Source organism: Plantactinospora endophytica, from assembly GCF_016862915.1.
GTDB classification, from domain to species: domain Bacteria; phylum Actinomycetota; class Actinomycetes; order Mycobacteriales; family Micromonosporaceae; genus Plantactinospora; species Plantactinospora endophytica.
Genome location: NZ_BONW01000021.1, coordinates 516,972 through 534,726, shown reverse-complemented (window position 1 = coordinate 534,726; position 17,755 = coordinate 516,972). Strand labels below are relative to the sequence as shown.

General features: G+C 73.2%; 15 protein-coding genes. 13 read left to right on the top strand and 2 right to left on the bottom strand.

Features of this window, described 5'->3' with window-relative positions; all coding sequences use genetic code 11:
* Positions 1–53 precede the first annotated feature (53 nt).
* Positions 54–2,411 (bottom strand): M28 family peptidase, encoded by a 2,358-nt coding sequence (locus Pen02_RS23430; RefSeq protein WP_239141168.1) that lies wholly within the window; start codon positions 2,409–2,411, stop codon positions 54–56.
* Positions 2,412–2,741: 330 nt separating this feature from the next.
* On the opposite strand from Pen02_RS23430, the gene Pen02_RS23420 reads away from it, so the two are divergent.
* The 13 genes from Pen02_RS23420 (at position 2,742) to Pen02_RS23360 (ending at position 17,442) form a co-directional block, all read left to right on the top strand.
* Positions 2,742–3,125: a hypothetical protein gene (locus tag Pen02_RS23420; protein WP_203868191.1), complete on the top strand. Its 384-nt coding sequence runs from the start codon at positions 2,742–2,744 to the stop codon at positions 3,123–3,125.
* A 205-nt stretch (positions 3,126–3,330) separates the two neighbouring features.
* Positions 3,331–4,557: a PP2C family protein-serine/threonine phosphatase gene (locus Pen02_RS23415; RefSeq protein WP_372445647.1), complete on the top strand. Its 1,227-nt coding sequence runs from the start codon at positions 3,331–3,333 to the stop codon at positions 4,555–4,557.
* Positions 4,554–6,251 (top strand): sensor histidine kinase, encoded by a 1,698-nt coding sequence (locus tag Pen02_RS23410; RefSeq protein ID WP_239141121.1) that lies wholly within the window; start codon positions 4,554–4,556, stop codon positions 6,249–6,251. Before Pen02_RS23415 ends, Pen02_RS23410 begins: the two co-directional genes overlap by 4 nt.
* A 29-nt stretch (positions 6,252–6,280) precedes the next feature.
* Positions 6,281–6,733: a response regulator gene (locus Pen02_RS23405; RefSeq protein WP_203868281.1), complete on the top strand. Its 453-nt coding sequence runs from the start codon at positions 6,281–6,283 to the stop codon at positions 6,731–6,733.
* A complete protein-coding gene (locus Pen02_RS23400; protein WP_203868190.1) occupies positions 6,726–7,547 on the top strand; it encodes an inositol monophosphatase family protein in 822 nt (273 codons plus the stop codon). The genes Pen02_RS23405 and Pen02_RS23400 overlap by 8 nt, the downstream gene beginning before the upstream one ends.
* 287 nt (positions 7,548–7,834) lie before the next feature.
* The gene (locus Pen02_RS23395; protein WP_239141158.1) at positions 7,835–8,809 is read left to right on the top strand and encodes a coiled-coil domain-containing protein; all 975 of its coding nucleotides are present in this window, start codon (positions 7,835–7,837) and stop codon (positions 8,807–8,809) included.
* Between the two features lie 36 nt (positions 8,810–8,845).
* Entirely contained in the window at positions 8,846–10,411 is a 1,566-nt protein-coding gene (locus tag Pen02_RS23390; RefSeq protein WP_203868189.1) for a fused MFS/spermidine synthase, read from the top strand.
* A gap of 137 nt (positions 10,412–10,548) precedes the next feature.
* Positions 10,549–12,264: a protein kinase domain-containing protein gene (locus Pen02_RS23385; protein WP_203868188.1), complete on the top strand. Its 1,716-nt coding sequence runs from the start codon at positions 10,549–10,551 to the stop codon at positions 12,262–12,264.
* 240 nt (positions 12,265–12,504) lie between these two features.
* Positions 12,505–13,710, top strand: coding sequence for a substrate-binding domain-containing protein (locus Pen02_RS23380; RefSeq protein WP_203868187.1), 1,206 nt, complete (start codon positions 12,505–12,507; stop codon positions 13,708–13,710).
* 3 nt (positions 13,711–13,713) lie between these two features.
* Positions 13,714–14,457, top strand: coding sequence for an ABC transporter ATP-binding protein (locus Pen02_RS23375; RefSeq protein WP_203868186.1), 744 nt, complete (start codon positions 13,714–13,716; stop codon positions 14,455–14,457).
* Positions 14,454–15,263: an ABC transporter ATP-binding protein gene (locus Pen02_RS23370; RefSeq protein ID WP_203868185.1), complete on the top strand. Its 810-nt coding sequence runs from the start codon at positions 14,454–14,456 to the stop codon at positions 15,261–15,263. The genes Pen02_RS23375 and Pen02_RS23370 overlap by 4 nt, the downstream gene beginning before the upstream one ends.
* Positions 15,260–16,150 (top strand): branched-chain amino acid ABC transporter permease, encoded by an 891-nt coding sequence (locus Pen02_RS23365; protein WP_203868184.1) that lies wholly within the window; start codon positions 15,260–15,262, stop codon positions 16,148–16,150. The genes Pen02_RS23370 and Pen02_RS23365 overlap by 4 nt, the downstream gene beginning before the upstream one ends.
* Before the next feature lie 158 nt (positions 16,151–16,308).
* Positions 16,309–17,442 carry a branched-chain amino acid ABC transporter permease gene (locus Pen02_RS23360; protein ID WP_203868279.1) on the top strand — a complete coding sequence of 378 codons (1,134 nt, stop codon included), beginning with the start codon at positions 16,309–16,311 and terminating at the stop codon, positions 17,440–17,442.
* Between the two features lie 44 nt (positions 17,443–17,486).
* On the opposite strand, the gene Pen02_RS23355 is transcribed toward Pen02_RS23360, so the two are convergent.
* Complete coding sequence (locus Pen02_RS23355; RefSeq protein WP_203868183.1) at positions 17,487–17,741, bottom strand: putative endonuclease domain-containing protein; 255 nt, start codon at positions 17,739–17,741, stop codon at positions 17,487–17,489.
* Positions 17,742–17,755 lie beyond the last annotated feature (14 nt).

Below are 17,755 nucleotides of genomic sequence, written 5' to 3'. Positions count from 1 at the left end.
ACGGACGGCAACCGGGGTCGTCGGAGGTGGGACAGCCGTCGACCCCGGCGGGGTCAGAGTGGATACGTCCGGGCCACCGCGACCAGTTCGGAGCTGTGCGAGCCGACGATGCCGACACCGGGCGGCCGGGGGCGGAACCCGGGCAGCCCGGCCAGGCCGTCGCTGGCGTCCATCGCCCGCAGCCGGACCGGGCCGCTCCCGGTCGGCCTCAGCCGCAGCTCGACCTCGAACCCCTCGGCGGGCGGTGCGTGGAAGACCACGCCGAACGGACCCGGCCCGTCGACTCCGACCTCCCGGCCGGCGACCCGGGCCGAGACGACGGTGGCGGTCGCCGGGTCGACGTGCAGCGAGGCGAACCGTACCGGTCGCTGCGGGACGAGCCGGAGACGCAGCGTACGCAGCCCGGCGTCGGTGACGTCGGCGAGCGGGTCGAGCCGGGGCGGGGGCAGGGTCGCCGGCTCGGCCGGACCGGCGAGCGCCTCCTCGTCACCGAAGATCGGGAACGTGTCGCCGATCCGGGCCGGGCCGTCGACGTACTGGTCGGTCCAGGGTTGCGGGTCGGTCTCCTCGCTGATCCAACGGGCGGTACCGGTGTCGGTGTCCAGCGCGTACATCAGGTGGGTCGGCACCGGATGCGCGGCGTCGAACCGGTCGACCGCGAGGCCGGTGCCGGTGCAGAGCACGGTGCCGAGCAGCGCGGCCAGGACCGGCAGCCCACCGCGCCGCCGGGCCCGCAGCGCCGCCATCCCGCGCTGGCCGCCGGCCTCCGGGTGCAGCAGGTCGACCACGGGCAGCGCGGCCAGCCCGAGCAGCACCGCGAAGAGCGCACCGACGCCGCCCATCGCCATGCCGAGCGCCGGGAAGAGCAGCACCACGGTGGGCAGCAGCAGGAGTACGCCGACCGCCGCGCCGACGGTCACCGCGACCACCGCCCACGGACCGTCCTGGCGTACGGCCAGCGCCACCAGTCCGGCCAGTACGCCGGCCAGCGCCGGCAGGGTGGTCAGGTACGACCCGCCGGGGGCCAGTACGGCGAGCAGCACCCCGAGTACGGCCAGCCAGCCCAGCCCACCCACGGCGAGCGCCGCCGGCCCGACACGCCGTCGGGTCAGCGCGTACCAGCCGAACAGCACCCCGGCGGCCAACGCCACCACCGCCAGCCGATACCACAGTGGACGGTACGGGTCGAGCAGCGTGGCGTAGCCGGGCCGGATCGCGGTGACCGCCGCCCAGAGCAGTTGCGCCCCGACCGGTGCCAGCACGATCGGCAGCAGGGCCAGCCCGAATCCGGCCGCGAGCCGGGGCCAGGAGGCGCGTCCGCGCCGCCGGACCACCCAGGCCAGTACGCCGACTCCGGCCAGCGCCAGCAGCGCGAGCGGCAGGGTGAGCCAGCCGGGGTACCGGGCCAGTCCGCCGGGGAGCGGGAAGTAGGTGGCGTCCCCGTCGGCCGGCAGCTTGGTCAGGTCCACCGCGCCGAACTCCCGGGCCAGCGCCAGCGCGTTCGCCCCGTGCTGTTGCAGGCTGCCCCGGTCGACGTTGGCCGGGGTGTCCAGCGGGGTGTGGTAAAGCGCGGCGCCGTCGATGTAGGCCGCGTTCAGCCCGGTGAAGCCGTGGTCGAGGAACGCGGTGAAGTCGGTGTCGTTCGGCAGCAGCCGGTAGACCTCGACCGCGAACGACGTGCCGACCGGGTACGGCGCGGCCCGGCCGAAGACGCCCACCAGGCCGGCGTTGCGCAGCGAGGTCTCGAACATGATCACCGGTCCGGTGCTGCCCCGCGCCTCCAGGTTGAGCACCACGCCGCCCTCGGCGGCCAGCGGATGGTCGGCGGCGAACGCCGAGGCGCCGCAGAGGCAGGCCTCCTCGGCGTCGGTGAAGACCAGTACCACGTCGTTGCGGGGGCGGGGGCCGGCGGTCAGCGCCCGGGCCACCTCCAGCAGGGCCGAGGTGCCGGCCCCGTCGTCGTTGCCGCCCGGACCGACCTGCACCGAGTCGTAGTGGGCGACCAGGAAGACCCGGCCGGTCGGGTCGGTGCCGGGGATCCGGGCGACCACGTTGCGTACCCGGGCCAGCGTGGCGCCGCCCGAACCGCCGCTGAGCTGGCCCGCCTCCTTCGCCACGGTGTCCTGGACCTCCGGGGCGATGCCGAGACCACGCAGCGTGCTCTCCAGGTGCCCGCGTACCCGGTCGGCGGCCGGGCTGCCCGCCGGGTGGGTTTCCGCCGCGATCGTCCCGAGATGCCGGTACGCCCGTTCCGCACTGAACTCGTCGGCCGGTGCGTCGGCACCGTGTGGGCTCGGCGTGGCGATACCGAGCGCACTGACCACGCCCACCACCAGCAGCGCGGCCACCGCCGCCAGCGCGGCCAGTGCCCGACGCCGGGGCCGGAGCAGCGCCCGCTCGGCGGGGCGGATCGTGCTCGGTCGGCCGGTGCTGGCCCGGTCTGTACCAACTTGGCCGCTGCCGGGCAGGTCCGTGCCGGCTTGGCCGGTGGTGGTCGGGGCGTCGGCGGACGGCGGTTCGGCGCCCGATGGTTCGGCCGGCGACGCGTCGGCTTGCGGCGGTTCGGCGGAGGGTGGTTCGGTCGGCGGCGGTTCGGCGGACGGCGGTTCGGCGGGGGACTGGGGTGCGGGGGTGGGCACGGGTGCCTCCAGGGGTCGGCAGCGACTGCCATCATCGCGGTCGGCCGGCGCCCCGACCGGCCGGGTCACCCTGGTGGCGGCCGGTCGCATAGCGTGATACGCATGTCCACGTACAAAGCGCCCGATCCTGTCGCCGTGCTGCGTGACTTCGTCGCGCGGGTGGCGCCGTACGACCCGGAGCCGCAGGCCGAGCCGGTCGGCACGGTCGAGGTCCGGTCGGCCGGAGACGCCGGGACGATCCCGCTCACCCCGCACCTGGCCCGAGCCCTGGCCGAGGCGCTGGCCGGCTACCGGGACCGCGCCGACCGGGGCACCTGCGCGAGCTGTGGCGGCCGGAGACTCGACGAGAACCTGCACTGCCTCGACTGCGGCCGGCTGCACGGGGTGCTCGGCCAGGTGATCGCCCACCAGGCCGAGCAGGTACGCCTGCGGTACCCGACCGGCCCGGCGGACGCCGCCACCGGCTCGGCGGACGGGCCGCTGTGACATCGGGGCACGATGTCGGCGCTACCTGTGTTGTGTGGCAGCGTTGGGTGGTACAGGATCGGCGCGGATCGTCGTCGGCGACGGCGAGCCGGGGCAGGCACCGGCCAGCGGGGGGACCTGGTGCCCGACCGGCCCGGTCGTGATGGTCGTGGCGGCGAGGAACGGAGCGAGGAGGCGTCGTGACGGAGTGGAGGGGGGCCGCCCGGTGACCGGGTCGTCCGTCGTACCCGCGCCGGCGTATCCGCACGGCGGGCTCGGGCGGCACGCCAAGCTGCCGCCCCGGGAGCGGCTGCGGGTGCTGTTGATCGAGGACGACGATGCCGATGCCTTCCTGGTCGGGGAGCTGCTCGCCGAGACCGAGGCCGGCATCGAGTTGCTCGTCGCGAACAGCCTGAACGCCGCCCGCCCGCAGATTCCCGGCGTCGACTGCGTACTGCTCGACCTCGGCCTGCCGGACGCGCAGGGCCTGGACGGGCTCCGCCAGGTACTCGGGATGTCCACCGGCGCCGCGGTCTGCGTGCTCACCGGCCGCTCCGACGAGCACCTCGGCGTCGGCGCCGTCGCCGAGGGTGCCCAGGACTACCTGGTGAAGGGCCAGGTCGACGGGGTGCTGCTGGCCCGGTCGCTGCGCTACGCGGTGGAACGCAAGCGGGCCGACGAGAACACCCGGCGGCTGCGCGAGGTGGAGCTGTTGCAGGCCGAGTCCGCCCGCCTGGAGCGTGGCCTGCTGCCCCAGCCGCTGATCGACACCGACCTGGTGCAGGTGCAGCCGTTCTACCGGCCCGGCCGGCACGAGGCGCTGATCGGCGGCGACTTCTACGACGTGGTGCAGACCAGCCCGGACCGGATCGACCTGATCGTCGGGGACGTCTGCGGGCACGGGGTGGACGAGGCCGCGCTCGGCGTCGAACTCCGGGTCGCCTGGCGCGCCCTGGTGCTCGCCCGGGTCCCCGACGAGCAGGTGCTGCCGGCGCTGGAGCAGGTGCTGATGAGCGAGCGGTCGGCGCGGGAGATCTTCGCGACCGTCGCCGCCGTCCGGCTCGACCTGGCCGGCAACCGGGCCACCGTCCGGCTCGCCGGACATCCGCCACCGTTGCTGCTCTCCGGCGGCCGGGTGGCACCGGTGCCGGCGCCGCACGGGCTGCTGCTCGGCGTACGGCCCCGGCCGCCGGTCGCCCACGAGTTGCGTTTCGACAGCGAGGACTGGTCTCTGCTGATGTACACGGACGGGCTGATCGAGGGACGGGTCGGCGACGGTGACGACCGGCTGGACGTACCGGGGCTGAGCGGCCTGGTGGCCGAGCCCCGGGCCCGGCAGGTGGCCCTGCCGGAGCTGCCGGGCTGGCTGGTGGAGCGGGCCGAGGAGCACAACGGCGGCCCGCTCTCCGACGACGTGGCGATGCTGCTGGTCAGTCGGGGGGAGGGCCGGTGAGGAAGCCGAGCAACTGGACCCTGCGTCGCAGGGTCACCGCGCTCTGTGTGGTCGTCGGAGTGGTGCTGGGCCTGCTGGCGGTCGGCGCGGCGGTGGTCGCCACCAACAACCGGGCCCACCTGGACACCCTGCTCACCAAGACCGGGCCACTGCGCACCGACGGCCAGGCGCTGCTCAGCGCCCTGGTCGACCAGCAGACCGGGGTACGCGGCTACGCCGTCACCGCCAACGACGCCGACCTGGCGCCGTACCGGGAGGGCGTGCAACGGGAGGCGGCGCTGATCGCCTCGATGGACGCCCTCCTCGACGACCAGCCGGAGATCCGCCGCGAACTGCACACGGTGCGCGACCACGCCCGGCAGTGGCGGGAGGTGGTGGCCCAGCCGGCGATCGAGCTGACCGTGCGGAGCGGGCCGGAGGCCGCCCAGGCGCACCTGACCACCCAGACCAGTGCCCGCTTCACCGAACTGCGCGGCGAGGTGCAGGCGTTGCAGGACTCGATCCTGGAACTGCGCAACACCGTCGCCGACCAGGCCCGCCGGACCGGCAACACCCTGGTACTGCTGCTGATCCTGGCCGCGATCGTGGTGGTGCTGGCCGGGCTCGCCCTGCTGACCTCGCTGAACCGGCTGGTCATCGGCCCGGTCACCACGCTGGCCGGCCAGGTGCGCGACATCGCCGCCGGTGACTACCAGCGGGACATCGAGCACGTCGGCCCGCCGGAGCTGGCGGCGCTGGCCGGTGACGTCGACGCGATGCGCCGCCGGATCGCCGCCGACCTCGACGAGGTACGGCAGGCCCGGGAGCGGATCGAGTGGGTCAACAGCCAACTGGAGAAGCAGGCCGAGGAACTGGTCCGGTCCAACCGTGACCTGGAGCAGTTCGCGTACGTCGCCTCGCACGACCTCCAGGAGCCGCTGCGCAAGGTGGCGAGCTTCTGCCAGCTCCTGCAACGCCGGTACGCGGGCAAGCTCGACGAGCGCGCCGACCAGTACATCGCGTTCGCGGTCGACGGGGCGCAGCGGATGCAGCGCCTGATCAACGACCTGCTGGCGTTCTCCCGGATCGGTCGGCTCACCACCGGCTTCACCGACGTGGACCTGGACGCGGTGATGACCGACGTCGCCGGGCAGACCGAGGCCAGCCGGCGGTACGTCGACGGCGAACTCACCTGGTCGGACCTGCCGGTCATCCGGGGCGAGGAGACCCTGCTGACCAACCTGATGGCGAACCTGGTCGGCAACTCGCTCAAGTTCCGCCGGCCGGACGTCCCGCCGAGGGTGCACGTCTCGGCCCGGCGGGTCGGCGACGAGTGGGAGATCAGTTGCCAGGACAACGGCATCGGGATCGAGCGGGAGTTCGCCGACAAGATCTTCGTGATCTTCCAGCGGCTGCATGCCAAGGACGCCTATCCGGGTACCGGCATCGGGCTGGCCATCGTCAAGAAGATCGTCGAGTACCACGGTGGCCGGGTCTGGGTCGATCCGGACGCGGTGACCGAGGGCACGATGATCCGGTTCACCCTGCCCGTACCGCCGGAGCTGCGGGAGCCGGCGGAGCCGCCGGTGGCGTCCGGGGCCGAGGGGGACGGGCCGGCCACCGCTGTTCCGGGTGCTCAGGCCGGGACCGAGGCCGACGCCACACCGCCGGGGGAGTCGGCCCGGCCGGCCGGTGACATGAAGGAGACTGTGTGACGGATGAGTGGAGCGACGAGGAGGGGCCGATGACGGCACCGGCGGACGGCAGGAGCCCGATCGAGGTGCTGCTGGTCGAGGACGACCCCGGCGACGTGCTGATGACGCAGGAGGCGTTCGAGGAGCACAAGCTGCGCAACCGGCTCACCGTGGTCTCCGACGGCGCCGCGGCGCTGGCCTACCTGCGCCGCGAGGGCGAGTACGCCGACGCCGTACCGCCGGACCTGATCCTGCTCGACCTCAACCTTCCCCGGCGGGACGGCCGGGAGGTGCTGGCCGAGATCAAGCGCGACGAACAGCTCTGCCGGATCCCGGTGGTGGTACTCACCACCTCCCAGGCCGACGAGGACATCCTGCGCAGCTACCAGTTGCACGCCAACGCGTACGTGACGAAGCCGGTCGACTTCGAGCGCTTCATCTCGGTGGTACGGCAGATCGACGAGTTCTTCGTCAGCGTCGTGAAGCTTCCGCCGCGTGGCTGACCCCGAGTCGTTGCTGGTCGAGGAGGTCGGCGCGCTGCTGCGCCGGGCCGCCGCCGACGCCATCCTGCCGATGTTCCGGCACCTCGCCGACGCCGACGTGGCGGAGAAGGCTCCCGGTGAGGTGGTGACGGTGGCCGACCAGCGGGCCGAGGAGATCATCACGGCCGGGCTGCGCCAGCTCCGGCCGGATTCCGAGGTGGTCGGCGAGGAGGGGGTGGCCGCCGACCCGGCCGTACTGGACCGGCTGGTCGGGCCGGCCGAGGTGTGGCTGGTCGACCCGTTGGACGGTACGGCGAACTTCGCGGCCGGGCGGGAGCCGTTCGCGGTGATGGCGGCGCGGCGCCGGTCCGGGCGTACGGAGGCGGCCTGGATTCTCGACCCGATGGCGGACCGGCTGCTGGTCGCGCGGGCCGGGGACGGGGCGTACCGGGACGGGGAGCCGGTGCGGACGACCGGTGAACCGCTGGCGGCGGAGTCGCTGCGCGGTGTGGTGGCGACCCGGTTCCTGCCGCCGGAACTGCGCGCCCGGGTGGCGGCCGGCGAGGGGCGGATCGGTGCGGTGCTGCCCGGCCAACACTGCGCCGGTCAGGAATACGCGGATCTGGTGGAGAACCGACAGCATTTCGCGATCTTCTGGCGGACCCTGCCCTGGGACCACGCCCCGGGCGCGCTGCTGGTCGAGGCGGCCGGCGGGGTGGTCCGGCGGCTCGACGGGACCGCCTACGACCCGGCCGACACCCGGGCCGGCCTGCTGGTCGCGGCCAACGAGTCGATCTGGGAGACGGTGCACGCCACCCTGCTGGCCACCCCCTGACTTGGCGGTAATAAGTCTGTTTGCCTGCCATATAGCCCTTTCTTGTGATATCGCGGTACGTCGTAGCTGGGCCGACAGCGCGGCCCGGTTCGGGTAGGCTGACCGGCGGTCTCCGCCAGGTGGCACCGTCGAGGGTGCCGACGGTGGCCGCCGCCGAATGGTCACTGTGGATCCTCCGGGGTCGGCGGCCTACGGAAGGAACGGCTTTCGTGCGCAGAACGGCCATCGTCCGGCCGCAGGGCCCACGCCGGTTCACGGCGCTGCTCGTCGCCGCCACGCTGCTCGTCATGACCCCCACCGCCCTGGTCGGCACGACCGCCGCTCCGGCGGTCGCCGCGCCCAGTTCGCCGGGCGACGAGGGTGGCACCAAGAAGCTCCGGGACGCGCTGGAGTCGGCCTCGAAGGGGCACATCGAGGCGACCGCCAAGCTGAACAGCTCCAAGAAGCGGCAGACCCAGCTCGGCGGGCAGCTCAAGCAGGTGCAGGCCCGGGTCGCCACCCTCACCCAGGAGGTGGGGGTGATCGCCGCCGAGACCTACCGCCGGGGCCGGCTCAGCCCGATCTCGGCCCTGCTGAACAGCGCCTCCCCGCAGTCGTTCGTGGAGAAGGCGGCCGGGCTGGAGATGATGGCCCAGCGCGACGACCGGAAGCTCCGCGAACTCGCCGAGTCGCTCGACGAGGCCACCCGGGCCAAGAACGCTATCGACGCCGAGGTCCGCGAGCAGCAGCGCCAGGTCGAGGTCATCGCCAAGAAGAAGAAGGACGCCGAAAAGGCCCTCGCGTCCGTCGGCGGCAACCCGAGCGGCGGCCTGATCAGCGCCAACTCGCCGCTGGCCAAGCCCGCGCCGCGCAACTCCGACGGCTCCTGGCCCAAGGAGTCGTGCAGCATCGACGACCCGACCACCGGCAGCGGCTGCATCACCCCGCGCACCCTGCACGCGCTGAACCAAGCCAAGGCCAACAACTTCAAGCGGCACTCGTCCTGCCACCGCAGCGGTGGCGGCGGTGAGCACCCCAAGGGCCGCGCCTGCGACTTCTCGGCCGCACCGGGTGGCTTCGAGAACGTCGACGCGAGCGGCGGCGACCGCACCTACGGCAACAACCTCGCCGCGTTCTACGTCAAGAACGCCGACCGGCTCGGCGTGCTCTACGTGATCTGGTACAGGCAGATCTGGATGCCCGGCAACGGGTGGCGGGCGTACAACGGCAACGGCGATCCGGCCTCCGACCACACGAACCACGTTCACCTGTCGATGTTGTAGCCCGGGGCCGCCGGGCGGATGCGTACCATCGCTGCGATGGACTCTTCACCACCCGAGGCGGCGGACACCGCCACCGTCGCGGACGAGCCGGCCGGGCCACCGGCCCGAGCCCTGCCGACCGGCCTGGCGGCCACCCTGGTCTTCGTCGCCAGCGGCGCCGTACTGGTCCTGGAGACGGCGTCGCTCCGGCTGGTCGGGCCGTACGTCGGGGTCACCCTCCAGGTCACCAGTTCGGTGATCGGGGTGGCGCTGGCCGCGATCGCGTACGGCGCCTGGATCGGCGGCTGGCTCGCCGACCGCCGTGACCCGCGCCGGCTGCTCGCCCCGGCGCTGGTACTCGCCGGCATCTGCACCGCGCTGACCCTGCCGATCGTCCGGTACGCCGGTGAGGTGCTGCGCGGCGGAGCGGCCGTCGGCATCCTGCTGCTCACCGCGCTGGCGATCTTCCTGCCGGCGGCACTGCTCGCCTCGATCACCCCGTTGGTGGTCAAGCTGCAACTCGCCGACCTGCGGCAGACCGGCCAGGTGGTCGGCCGGCTCTCCAGCATCGGCACGCTGGGTGCGATCACCGCCACCCTCGGTACCGGATTCGTGCTGGTCGCCGCCCTGCCGAGTACCGCGATCATCATCAGCCTGGCGGTGCTGCTCGGCGCGACCGGCCTGGTGCTCGCGGTCTACCTGCGCCGGCAGTCCCGGGACACGCTGCCGAAGCCGTCCCGGGTCACCGCCGCGGCGGCCGTACTCGGCCTGGCCGGTGCCTCGCTCTCCGCTGTCGCGCCGACACCGTGCGACGTGGAGACGGCGTACCACTGCGCCTCGGTCGAGGCGGATCCGGACAACTCCACCGGGCGGCTGCTGGTGCTCAACTCGGCCTGGCACTCCTACGTGGACCTGGCCGACCCGCAGCACCTGGAGTTCGAGTACACGCAGTGGATCGGTGCGGTCGCCGACATGATGGCGCCGCCCCGGGCGCCGCTTCAGGCCGTACACCTCGGGGGTGGCGGTTTCACGATGCCGCGCTACCTGACCGCGACCCGGCCCGGCACCCGCAACGAGGTCTACGAGATCGACGGCGGGCTGGTCGAGCTGGGCCGCCGCGAACTGGACGTACAGACCGGTCCGGAGCTGCGGGCGCGGGTCGGCGACGCCCGGATGCTGATCGGGGAGCGGCCCGCGCAGAGCGCCGACCTGGTGGTTGGGGACGCGTTCGGGCACCTGGTGGTGCCCTGGCACCTGGCGACCCGGGAGATGGCCGCCGAGGTCCGCCGGGTGATCCGACCCGGCGGGATCTACGCGCAGAACGTGATCGACCACCCGCCGCTGCGCTTCATCCGCTCCGAGGTGGCCACCGTGGCGGCCGAGTTCCCGCACGTCGCACTGATCGCCCCGCCGGCCGCGCTGGCCGGCTCACAGGGGGCGAACTTCGTCATCCTCGCCTCCGACCGGCCGCTGCCGCTGGAGCCGGTACGCGAACGCCTGATCACCTCGGCGGACGGTCCGGTCACCGTGCTCTCCGGCACCGCGCTCGACGAGTTCGTCGACGACGCGATCGTGCTGACCGACGAGTACGCCCCGGTCGACCAACTGCTCGCCACCGCCTGACCGCCGGCTCGCCACCCGCCTGACCGCCGCCCCGGCCGACCCCGGGGCACGGACGGCGGGGTTCCGGCCGAATACTGATGAAGACGAATCGGTTCCGAGAGGTGTAGTCCGGCCCGGTCGGGGCAACAGAGTTTCCCATGACCGGGTGGGGCAGGTGGGTGGGGGCGGAGCGGCACGGCACGGAGTTGGTCGGTGACCGCTATCGGCTGGTCGAGGAACTCGGCGAGGGCGGCATGTCGGTGGTCTGGCGCGGCCACGACGAGGTGCTCGGCCGGCCGGTGGCGGTGAAGATGCTCGCCCCCCGGCTGAGCGCCGACCGGAGTTTCCGGGACCGGCTCCGGACCGAGGCCCGGGCCGCCGCCCGGCTCTGCCACCCGCACATCACCGGCGTCTACGACTATGGCGAGTCGATCCGGTACGGCCGGACCGTGCCGTACGTGGTGATGGAGCTGATCGACGGCGAGTCGCTGGCGAGCTGGCTCGACCGGGAGGGTCCGCTGCCCTGGTGGGACGGGGTGGTGCTCGGCGCCCAGGTGGCCAGCGCGCTGGCCAGCGCACACGCCCGGGGCGTCGTGCACCGGGACATCACTCCCGGCAACGTCATGCTCGCCGCGATGGGTGCCAAGGTCGTCGACTTCGGGATCTCGGCGCTGGTCGGCGAACGGGACGGCGACGGCGAGGGCGGGCTGTACGGCACGCCCGCGTACGTCGCCCCGGAGCGGCTGAACCAGGGCGAGGTCTGTCCCGCCACCGACGTGTACGCGCTCGGCCTGCTGCTCTACCGGACGCTGACCGGCCGGATGCCGTGGCAGGCGTCGACCCGTACCCAGGTGCTGCGGGCGCACCTCTACGCCGAGCCGGCACCGCTGCCACCGGTACCCGGGCTGCCGGACGAGGTGGCGTCGACAGTTCTCCGCTGCCTCGCGAAGGCACCGGAGGAGCGGCCGGGAAGTGGCGAACTCGCCCGTACGCTGGCCCGGGCGGCCGGGGTGGTGCTGCCGGTGGCGGCCGGTCAGCCGGGGCCGGCCGACACTGCCGAGCCGGCACCGGTGCGCTCCCGTCCGGCCACGTCGGCGAACTCGGAGACCGCGATCCTGCCCGGCCCGGCGACCGGGCCGCTGCCGCTGCCCGGCCGGCGCCGCTGGTCCCCGGCCGTGCTCGGCAACCGGGTCCGGGTCGCGGCGGTCGGCGTCGGACTGCTCGCGGTCAGCGGGGCGGTCTGGGCGGGTACCGGCGACGGCTCGGTGACGCCCGCCGGGGCGAACGCGGCGACGAACCTGGCGATGGGCGGCTCGGCCTCCTGCCGCGTCGACTACGTGCTGCGCGCGGACACCGGCCGGTCGTTCCAGGCCGACGTCACCGTGACCAACCTCGGCGCCGCGGCGGTGCGGGACTGGACGCTGCGCTTCACGTTTCCGGGCGAGCAGATGCTCACCCGGGACCCGTCGCCGGAGTCCCGGCAGCAGGGCCGCGACGTGCTGCTCCGACCCGCCGGGTCCGAGACGGCGCTGCCGGCCGGCGGTGCCGTCCGATTCGGGCTGGTCGGCAGCCACGCCGGCAGCAACCCGCTGCCGGTCGAGTTCCGGCTCGGCGAGACCGCCTGCGCGGCCCGGGTCTCCGGGGTGCCCGGCGAGACCGGCGAGACCGGCGAGACCGGCGGCGCGGCGGCCGGCGCCGAGGTCGGGATGACGACTCCGCAGACCCCGGCGACCCAGTCCCAGTCCCAGTCGGACCGGCTGGCCCGGCCCGCCGGGAACACCGGTCCCGGCGCCGAGTCCGGACCGAAGGACAAGGGACCCGGTCCGGGACCGGGCAAGCCCAAGGCGCCGAAGCCCAAGCACGGCCACGGCTAGGAGGCCCGGGACTCCGACACCCGGGACCCCGAGGACGAGGACCGCACCGGCCGGGGCCGCGAGCACGGCCAGGGGCCCGGACCGGCTCGGGCGGGTCGATCGGGTACCCGCCGGGAGCCTGTCTGCGCCGGCCATCCTCTGCCGGTTACTTGTGGGTTTCAGCCACATAGCACGTGGGTGACGTCACCCCTACCGTGGGCCGACAATGCTTCTCCCAACTCGGCCTCACGTGGAGCGATGATGACGGTCCGGACGACGCGGCGGGTACTGGTCACCGCCGCCACGCTGCTGGCAGGGGCGCTCGCCGCGACCGCCTGCGGCAGCCCGCAGGACACCGCCGAGGGCGGTGGCGACAGTGCCGCCCCGGTCAAGGTCGGCCTGGTCTACTCCCAGTCGGGGGCGCTGGCCAGCTACGGCAAGCAGTACATCGAGGGCTTCCGGGCCGGGCTGGCGTACGCCACGAACGGCACCAACAAGATCGGTGAGCGTACGGTCGAGGTGACCGAGGTCGACGACGCGGGCGACCCCGCGAAGGCGGTCTCGGCGGCGAAGGACCTGATCGGCAAGGGCCACAAGATCCTCGCCGGCTCGACGGCCTCCGGCGTCGCCCTCCAGGTCGCCCCGATCGCCGCGCAGAACAAGGTGCTCTTCATCTCCGGGCCGGCCGCCACCGACGGCGCGACCGGGGTCAACAAGTACACCTTCCGGTCCGGGCGGCAGTCGTACCAGGACGTGCAGACCGCGAAGTCGTTCATCGGCGACGCGGCCGGCAAGAAGGTCGTGGTCTTCGCCCAGGACAGCGCGTTCGGCAAGAGCAACGAGGCGGCGGTCAAGGCGGTCATCGGCGGTGCCGGTGCCACCGTGAGCAGCGTGCTCGCCCCGGCCAGCGCCACCGACTTCACCCCGTTCGCCAGCCAGTTGACGGCGGCCAAGCCGGACCTGCTCTTCGTGGCCTGGGCCGGCACCACCGCCCCGGCGATGTGGCAGACCCTCGACCAGCAGGGCGTACTCAGCTCCACCACCGTGGTCACCGGGCTGGACATCCGGGCCTCCTGGCCGACGTTCGGCGCGGCCGGCACCAAGATCTCCTTCCTGTCGCACTTCTTCGACGGCGCCGCCGACAACCCGGCCGCGCAGGCGGCCAAGCAGGCCGTACCGGGCGGGGTGCTGGACCTGTTCCACCCGGACGGGTTCGCCGCGGCCCAGATGATCGTCCGGGCGGTGCAGGAGGGCGGCGACGACGTCGACAAGATGGTCACCGCGCTGGAGGGCTGGAGCTTCGACGGGATCAAGGGCAAGATGACGGTCCGCGCCGAGGACCACGCGCTGCTCCAGCCGATGTTCCAGGCCAAGCTCAGCGGCACCGGCGACGCGATGAAGGCGGAGTCGCAGAAGGTGCTCACCCCGGACGAGACGGCGCCGCCGGCCGGAACGATGAAGGGCTGAGGTGTGCTCGCCACCCGCGATCTGACCTGGCGGATCGGCGAGGTCGCCATCGTCGACCGGGTCGACCTGGCGCTGGCACCCGGGGAGTTCCTCGGGGTGATCGGCCCCAACGGCGCCGGCAAGACCTCGCTGTTCAACCTGGTCTCCGGCCTGCGCCGGCCCACTGCCGGCCAGGTACTGCTGGACGGTACGGACATCAGCACGCTGCCGCCGTACAAGCGGGCCCGGCTCGGGCTGGGCCGGACGTTCCAGGCGTCCTCGGTCTTCGGCTCGCTGAGCGTGCGGGAGAACGTCCGGTTGGCCGTGCAGGCGCACCGGGGTGGCTCGATGAAACTGTGGCGGCGGGCGGCGGCCGACCGGGAGGTGGTCGCCGCCGCCGACGCGGCACTGGACCGGGTCGGCCTCACCCACCGGGCCGAGGCGCTGGCCGGCACCCTCGCACACGGCGAGAAGCGGAAGCTGGAGATCGCGCTGCTGCTGGCCGGCGAGCCGAGGGTGATGCTGCTCGACGAGCCGATGGCCGGGGTGAGCGCCGAGGACGTACCGGAGCTGGTGGCGGTGATCCGGTCGTTGACCGGCGACAGTGGCCGGGCCGTACTCATGGTGGAACACCACATGGACGTGATCCTCGGGCTCGCCGACCGGATCGCCGTGATGCACCACGGTGCGCTGCTCGCCTGTGACGTCCCGGCGACCGTGATGGCCAACCCGGTGGTGCAGGAGGCATACCTAGGTGAGTCCCTATGAGTGAGACTCCGATCCTGACCGTTGCCGACCTTTCGGTACGGATCGCCGGGCTGCACATCCTGCAAGGGGTCTCGTTCACCGTCGCGCCGAGCGGGGTGACCGTGCTGCTCGGCCGCAACGGCGTCGGCAAGACCACGACACTGCGGGCGATCCTCGGGCTGACTCCGCGCGGCGGCGAGGTACGCGGCACGGTGCGCCTCGGCGACCGTTCGCTGGCCGGCGAGCCGACCCACCGGCTGGTCCGGGACGGTCTCGGCTACGTACCCGAGGACCGGTGCGTCTTCGCCGGCCTCACCGTGACGGAGAACCTGCGGCTCGCCGAGCGGCGCGGCGGCGTTCCGGCGTACGACCGGGTTTTTGAACTGTTTCCCGAGCTGAAGCGGCGCGGACGGCAGCGGGCCGGCTCGCTCTCCGGCGGTCAGCAGCAGATGCTGGCGATCGGCCGGGTGCTGCTCAACGACAACCGGCTGCTGCTGGTCGACGAGCCGACCAAGGGGCTGGCGCCGAAGGTGGTCACCGAGGTGGCCGAGGTGCTGGAGCGGGTCGCGGTCGCCGTGCCGGTGCTGCTGGTCGAACAGAACCTCGCGGTGGTACGCCGGCTGGCCGACGACGCGGTGGTGCTGGCCGCCGGCCGGGTCGCCTGGTCCGGCGCCGCCGACGAACTGCTGCGGGAGGCGGAGTTGACCAGATCCCTGCTCGGCGTCGGCGTGGCCGGCGAGCCGCACGCCCCTGCGGCTACCGCAGGTGTGTCGCAGCCGGTGCCCGCCGAGTCGGCGCCGGTCGACCGGGAGGTGTCGGCCGGATGAGCACCATCGTGCTGCTGACGCTGACCGGGCTGGGACTGGCCGCGCTCTACTTCCTGGTCGCCTCCGGGCTCTCCCTGGTGTTCGGGCTGGCCGACGTGCTCAACTTCGCGCACGGGCTGTTCCTCTCCGTCGGGGCGTACGCCACCTGGTGGGCGGCGGGGAACCTGCCCGGTGCCGGCCCGTCAGGGTTCGGTTTCGTGCTCGCGGTCGCGTTCGGTGTCGCCGCCGGTGCGGTGGTGGGGATGGCGGTCGAACTGGTCATGATCCGCCCGCTCTACTCCCGCACCATCGAACAGGTGCTGGTCACGGTCGGGCTCTCGCTGGCCGGGGTGGCGCTGCTCCAGGCCACCTGGGGTGCGGACCCACGTCCGTTCCCGCGCCCGGACTGGACCCAGCGGGTCACCCCGGTACTCGGTGCCAAGGTGCCGAACTCCGGCATCCTGCTGATCCTTGCCGCCGTACTGGTGCTGGCCGCCCTGCTCGGCTTCCTCCGCTACACCCGGTACGGCCTGGTGATCCGGGCCGGGGTGGAGAACCGGGAGATGGTCACCGCGCTCGGCATCGACGTCCGGAAGGCGTTCACCCTGGTCTTCGCGATCGGCGGGGCGGCTGCCGCGCTGGCCGGCGCGCTCGGCGGGGTCTACTTCGGCTCCGTTTCGCCGAGCCAGGGCGGCTCGCTGCTGATCTTCGCCTTCATCGTGGTGGTGATCGGCGGGATGGGTTCGGTGGTCGGCTCCGCGTACGCCGCTGTCGCGGTCGGCCTGCTCCAGCAGTTCGTCAACTACTACGGAACTTCGGGTGCCGGAGACATCTGCGTGGTCGCGCTGCTGGCGATCGTGCTGCTGCTCCGCCCGCAGGGCATCGCCGGACGGGCGGCGACGACGTGACCGGCGGCGACGAGGTGACCGGTGGGGCCGGCGTGAGCGGCGGCGACGGCGTGACCGGCGACGGCGTGCGCGGCGACGGCGTGACTGGGCGGACCGAGGAGACGGGCCGCCTCCACCGGGCGGGTTCCGACGTGCAGGGGCGGACCGAGGAGGCCGGGATGACGACCGGGTTGAAGACGGCGGTGGCGGACAACCCGCCCGCCGCACCGCCGACCGCCGGTTCCGTGCCGGTACCCCGCCGGAACTGGCGGTCGGCCCTGCGGACCTGGTCACCCCTGCTGGTACTGCTGGTCCTCGCGGTGCTGCCGTACTCGACGGTCTCCGTACCGGGGGTCTTCGACGGGCCGCTGAACGGGCCGGGGACGCTGCAACTGCTGGCCATCTGTCTGGTCTTCGGTGGGCTGGCCGCCGGCTACGACCTGCTGTTCGGCCGGACCGGCATGCTCTCCTTCGGGCACGCGCTCTACTTCGCGGCCGGCGTCTACGGCACCGACATCCTGGTCACCAAGGCCGGTCTGCCGCTGTGGCAGGCGGCGCTGCTGACCCTGGTCGGCGGCACCACCCTGGCCGCACTGCTCGGCGCGGTCGCGCTGCGTACCGCCGGGATCGCCTTCGCCATGGTGACCCTGGCGTTCGCCCAGGTCGGCGCGATCCTGGTGGCCCGGGACTTCGGCGGGCTCACCGGTGGCGAGGAGGGGCTGTCGCTGGACGTCTCCGGCCTGCCGGCGATGCTGGTCGGAGTCGGCAACACGGTCAACCTGTACTGGCTGGCGCTGGCCTATCTTGCCCTGGTCGTCTTCGTGGTGCACCGGGTAGCCGGCTCGCCGACCGGTCGGGTACTCGCCGGACTGCGCGACGACGAGCGCCGGATCGGGGTACTCGGGCTCGACCCGTACCGGTTCAAGCTGCTCGCCTTCACCCTGGCCGGCGGGCTCGCCACCGCCGGTGGGGCGATCTACTGCCTGCTGGTCGGCGGCGCCTCGCCGCACGTGACCTCGTCCGAGTTGACGCTGTCGCTGCTGGTCATGGTGGTGCTGGGCGGGCCGGGTACCCGCTGGGGGCCGGTACTCGGCGGCGTGCTCTACATGTATCTCGACCACCGGTTGACCGCGTTCGGCACCTCGTCGGCGGTGGAGTCGCTGCCCGGCGTGCTGAGTGGGCCGCTGTCGCAGCCGCTCTTCGTGCTCGGCACGGTCTTCATCCTGGCGGTCTACTTCTTCCCCGGCGGCCTGACCAGCCTCTCCACCCGCCTAACCCCCTTCCGCCGCCTCCGCACAGACCGCTCTTCCTGATCACGTAGCGTCCGGCCGGCCAGGGCGAGCCGGACGCTACGTGATCACGGGTCGGTGAGCCGGCAGGTGGGGCCGCAGGGGTGGGGGGAGGCTCGCCAGCCGTTGTGGCGGAGGACGTTGGCGATCTGGCGGGCGACGTGGCAGGGGTTCTCGGTGGTGTCCGTCCAGCCGTACCGGAGGGTGGTCTCGCCGTCGACCGCCGCCGCGTTGTCCCGCTGTGCGTCCCGCCAGCGCCGCTCGGCCGGATGCGCGGCCCGGCCGTCCAACTCCACCCGGACGCGGTAGCCGGGATAGCGCACGTCGTCGTACCATC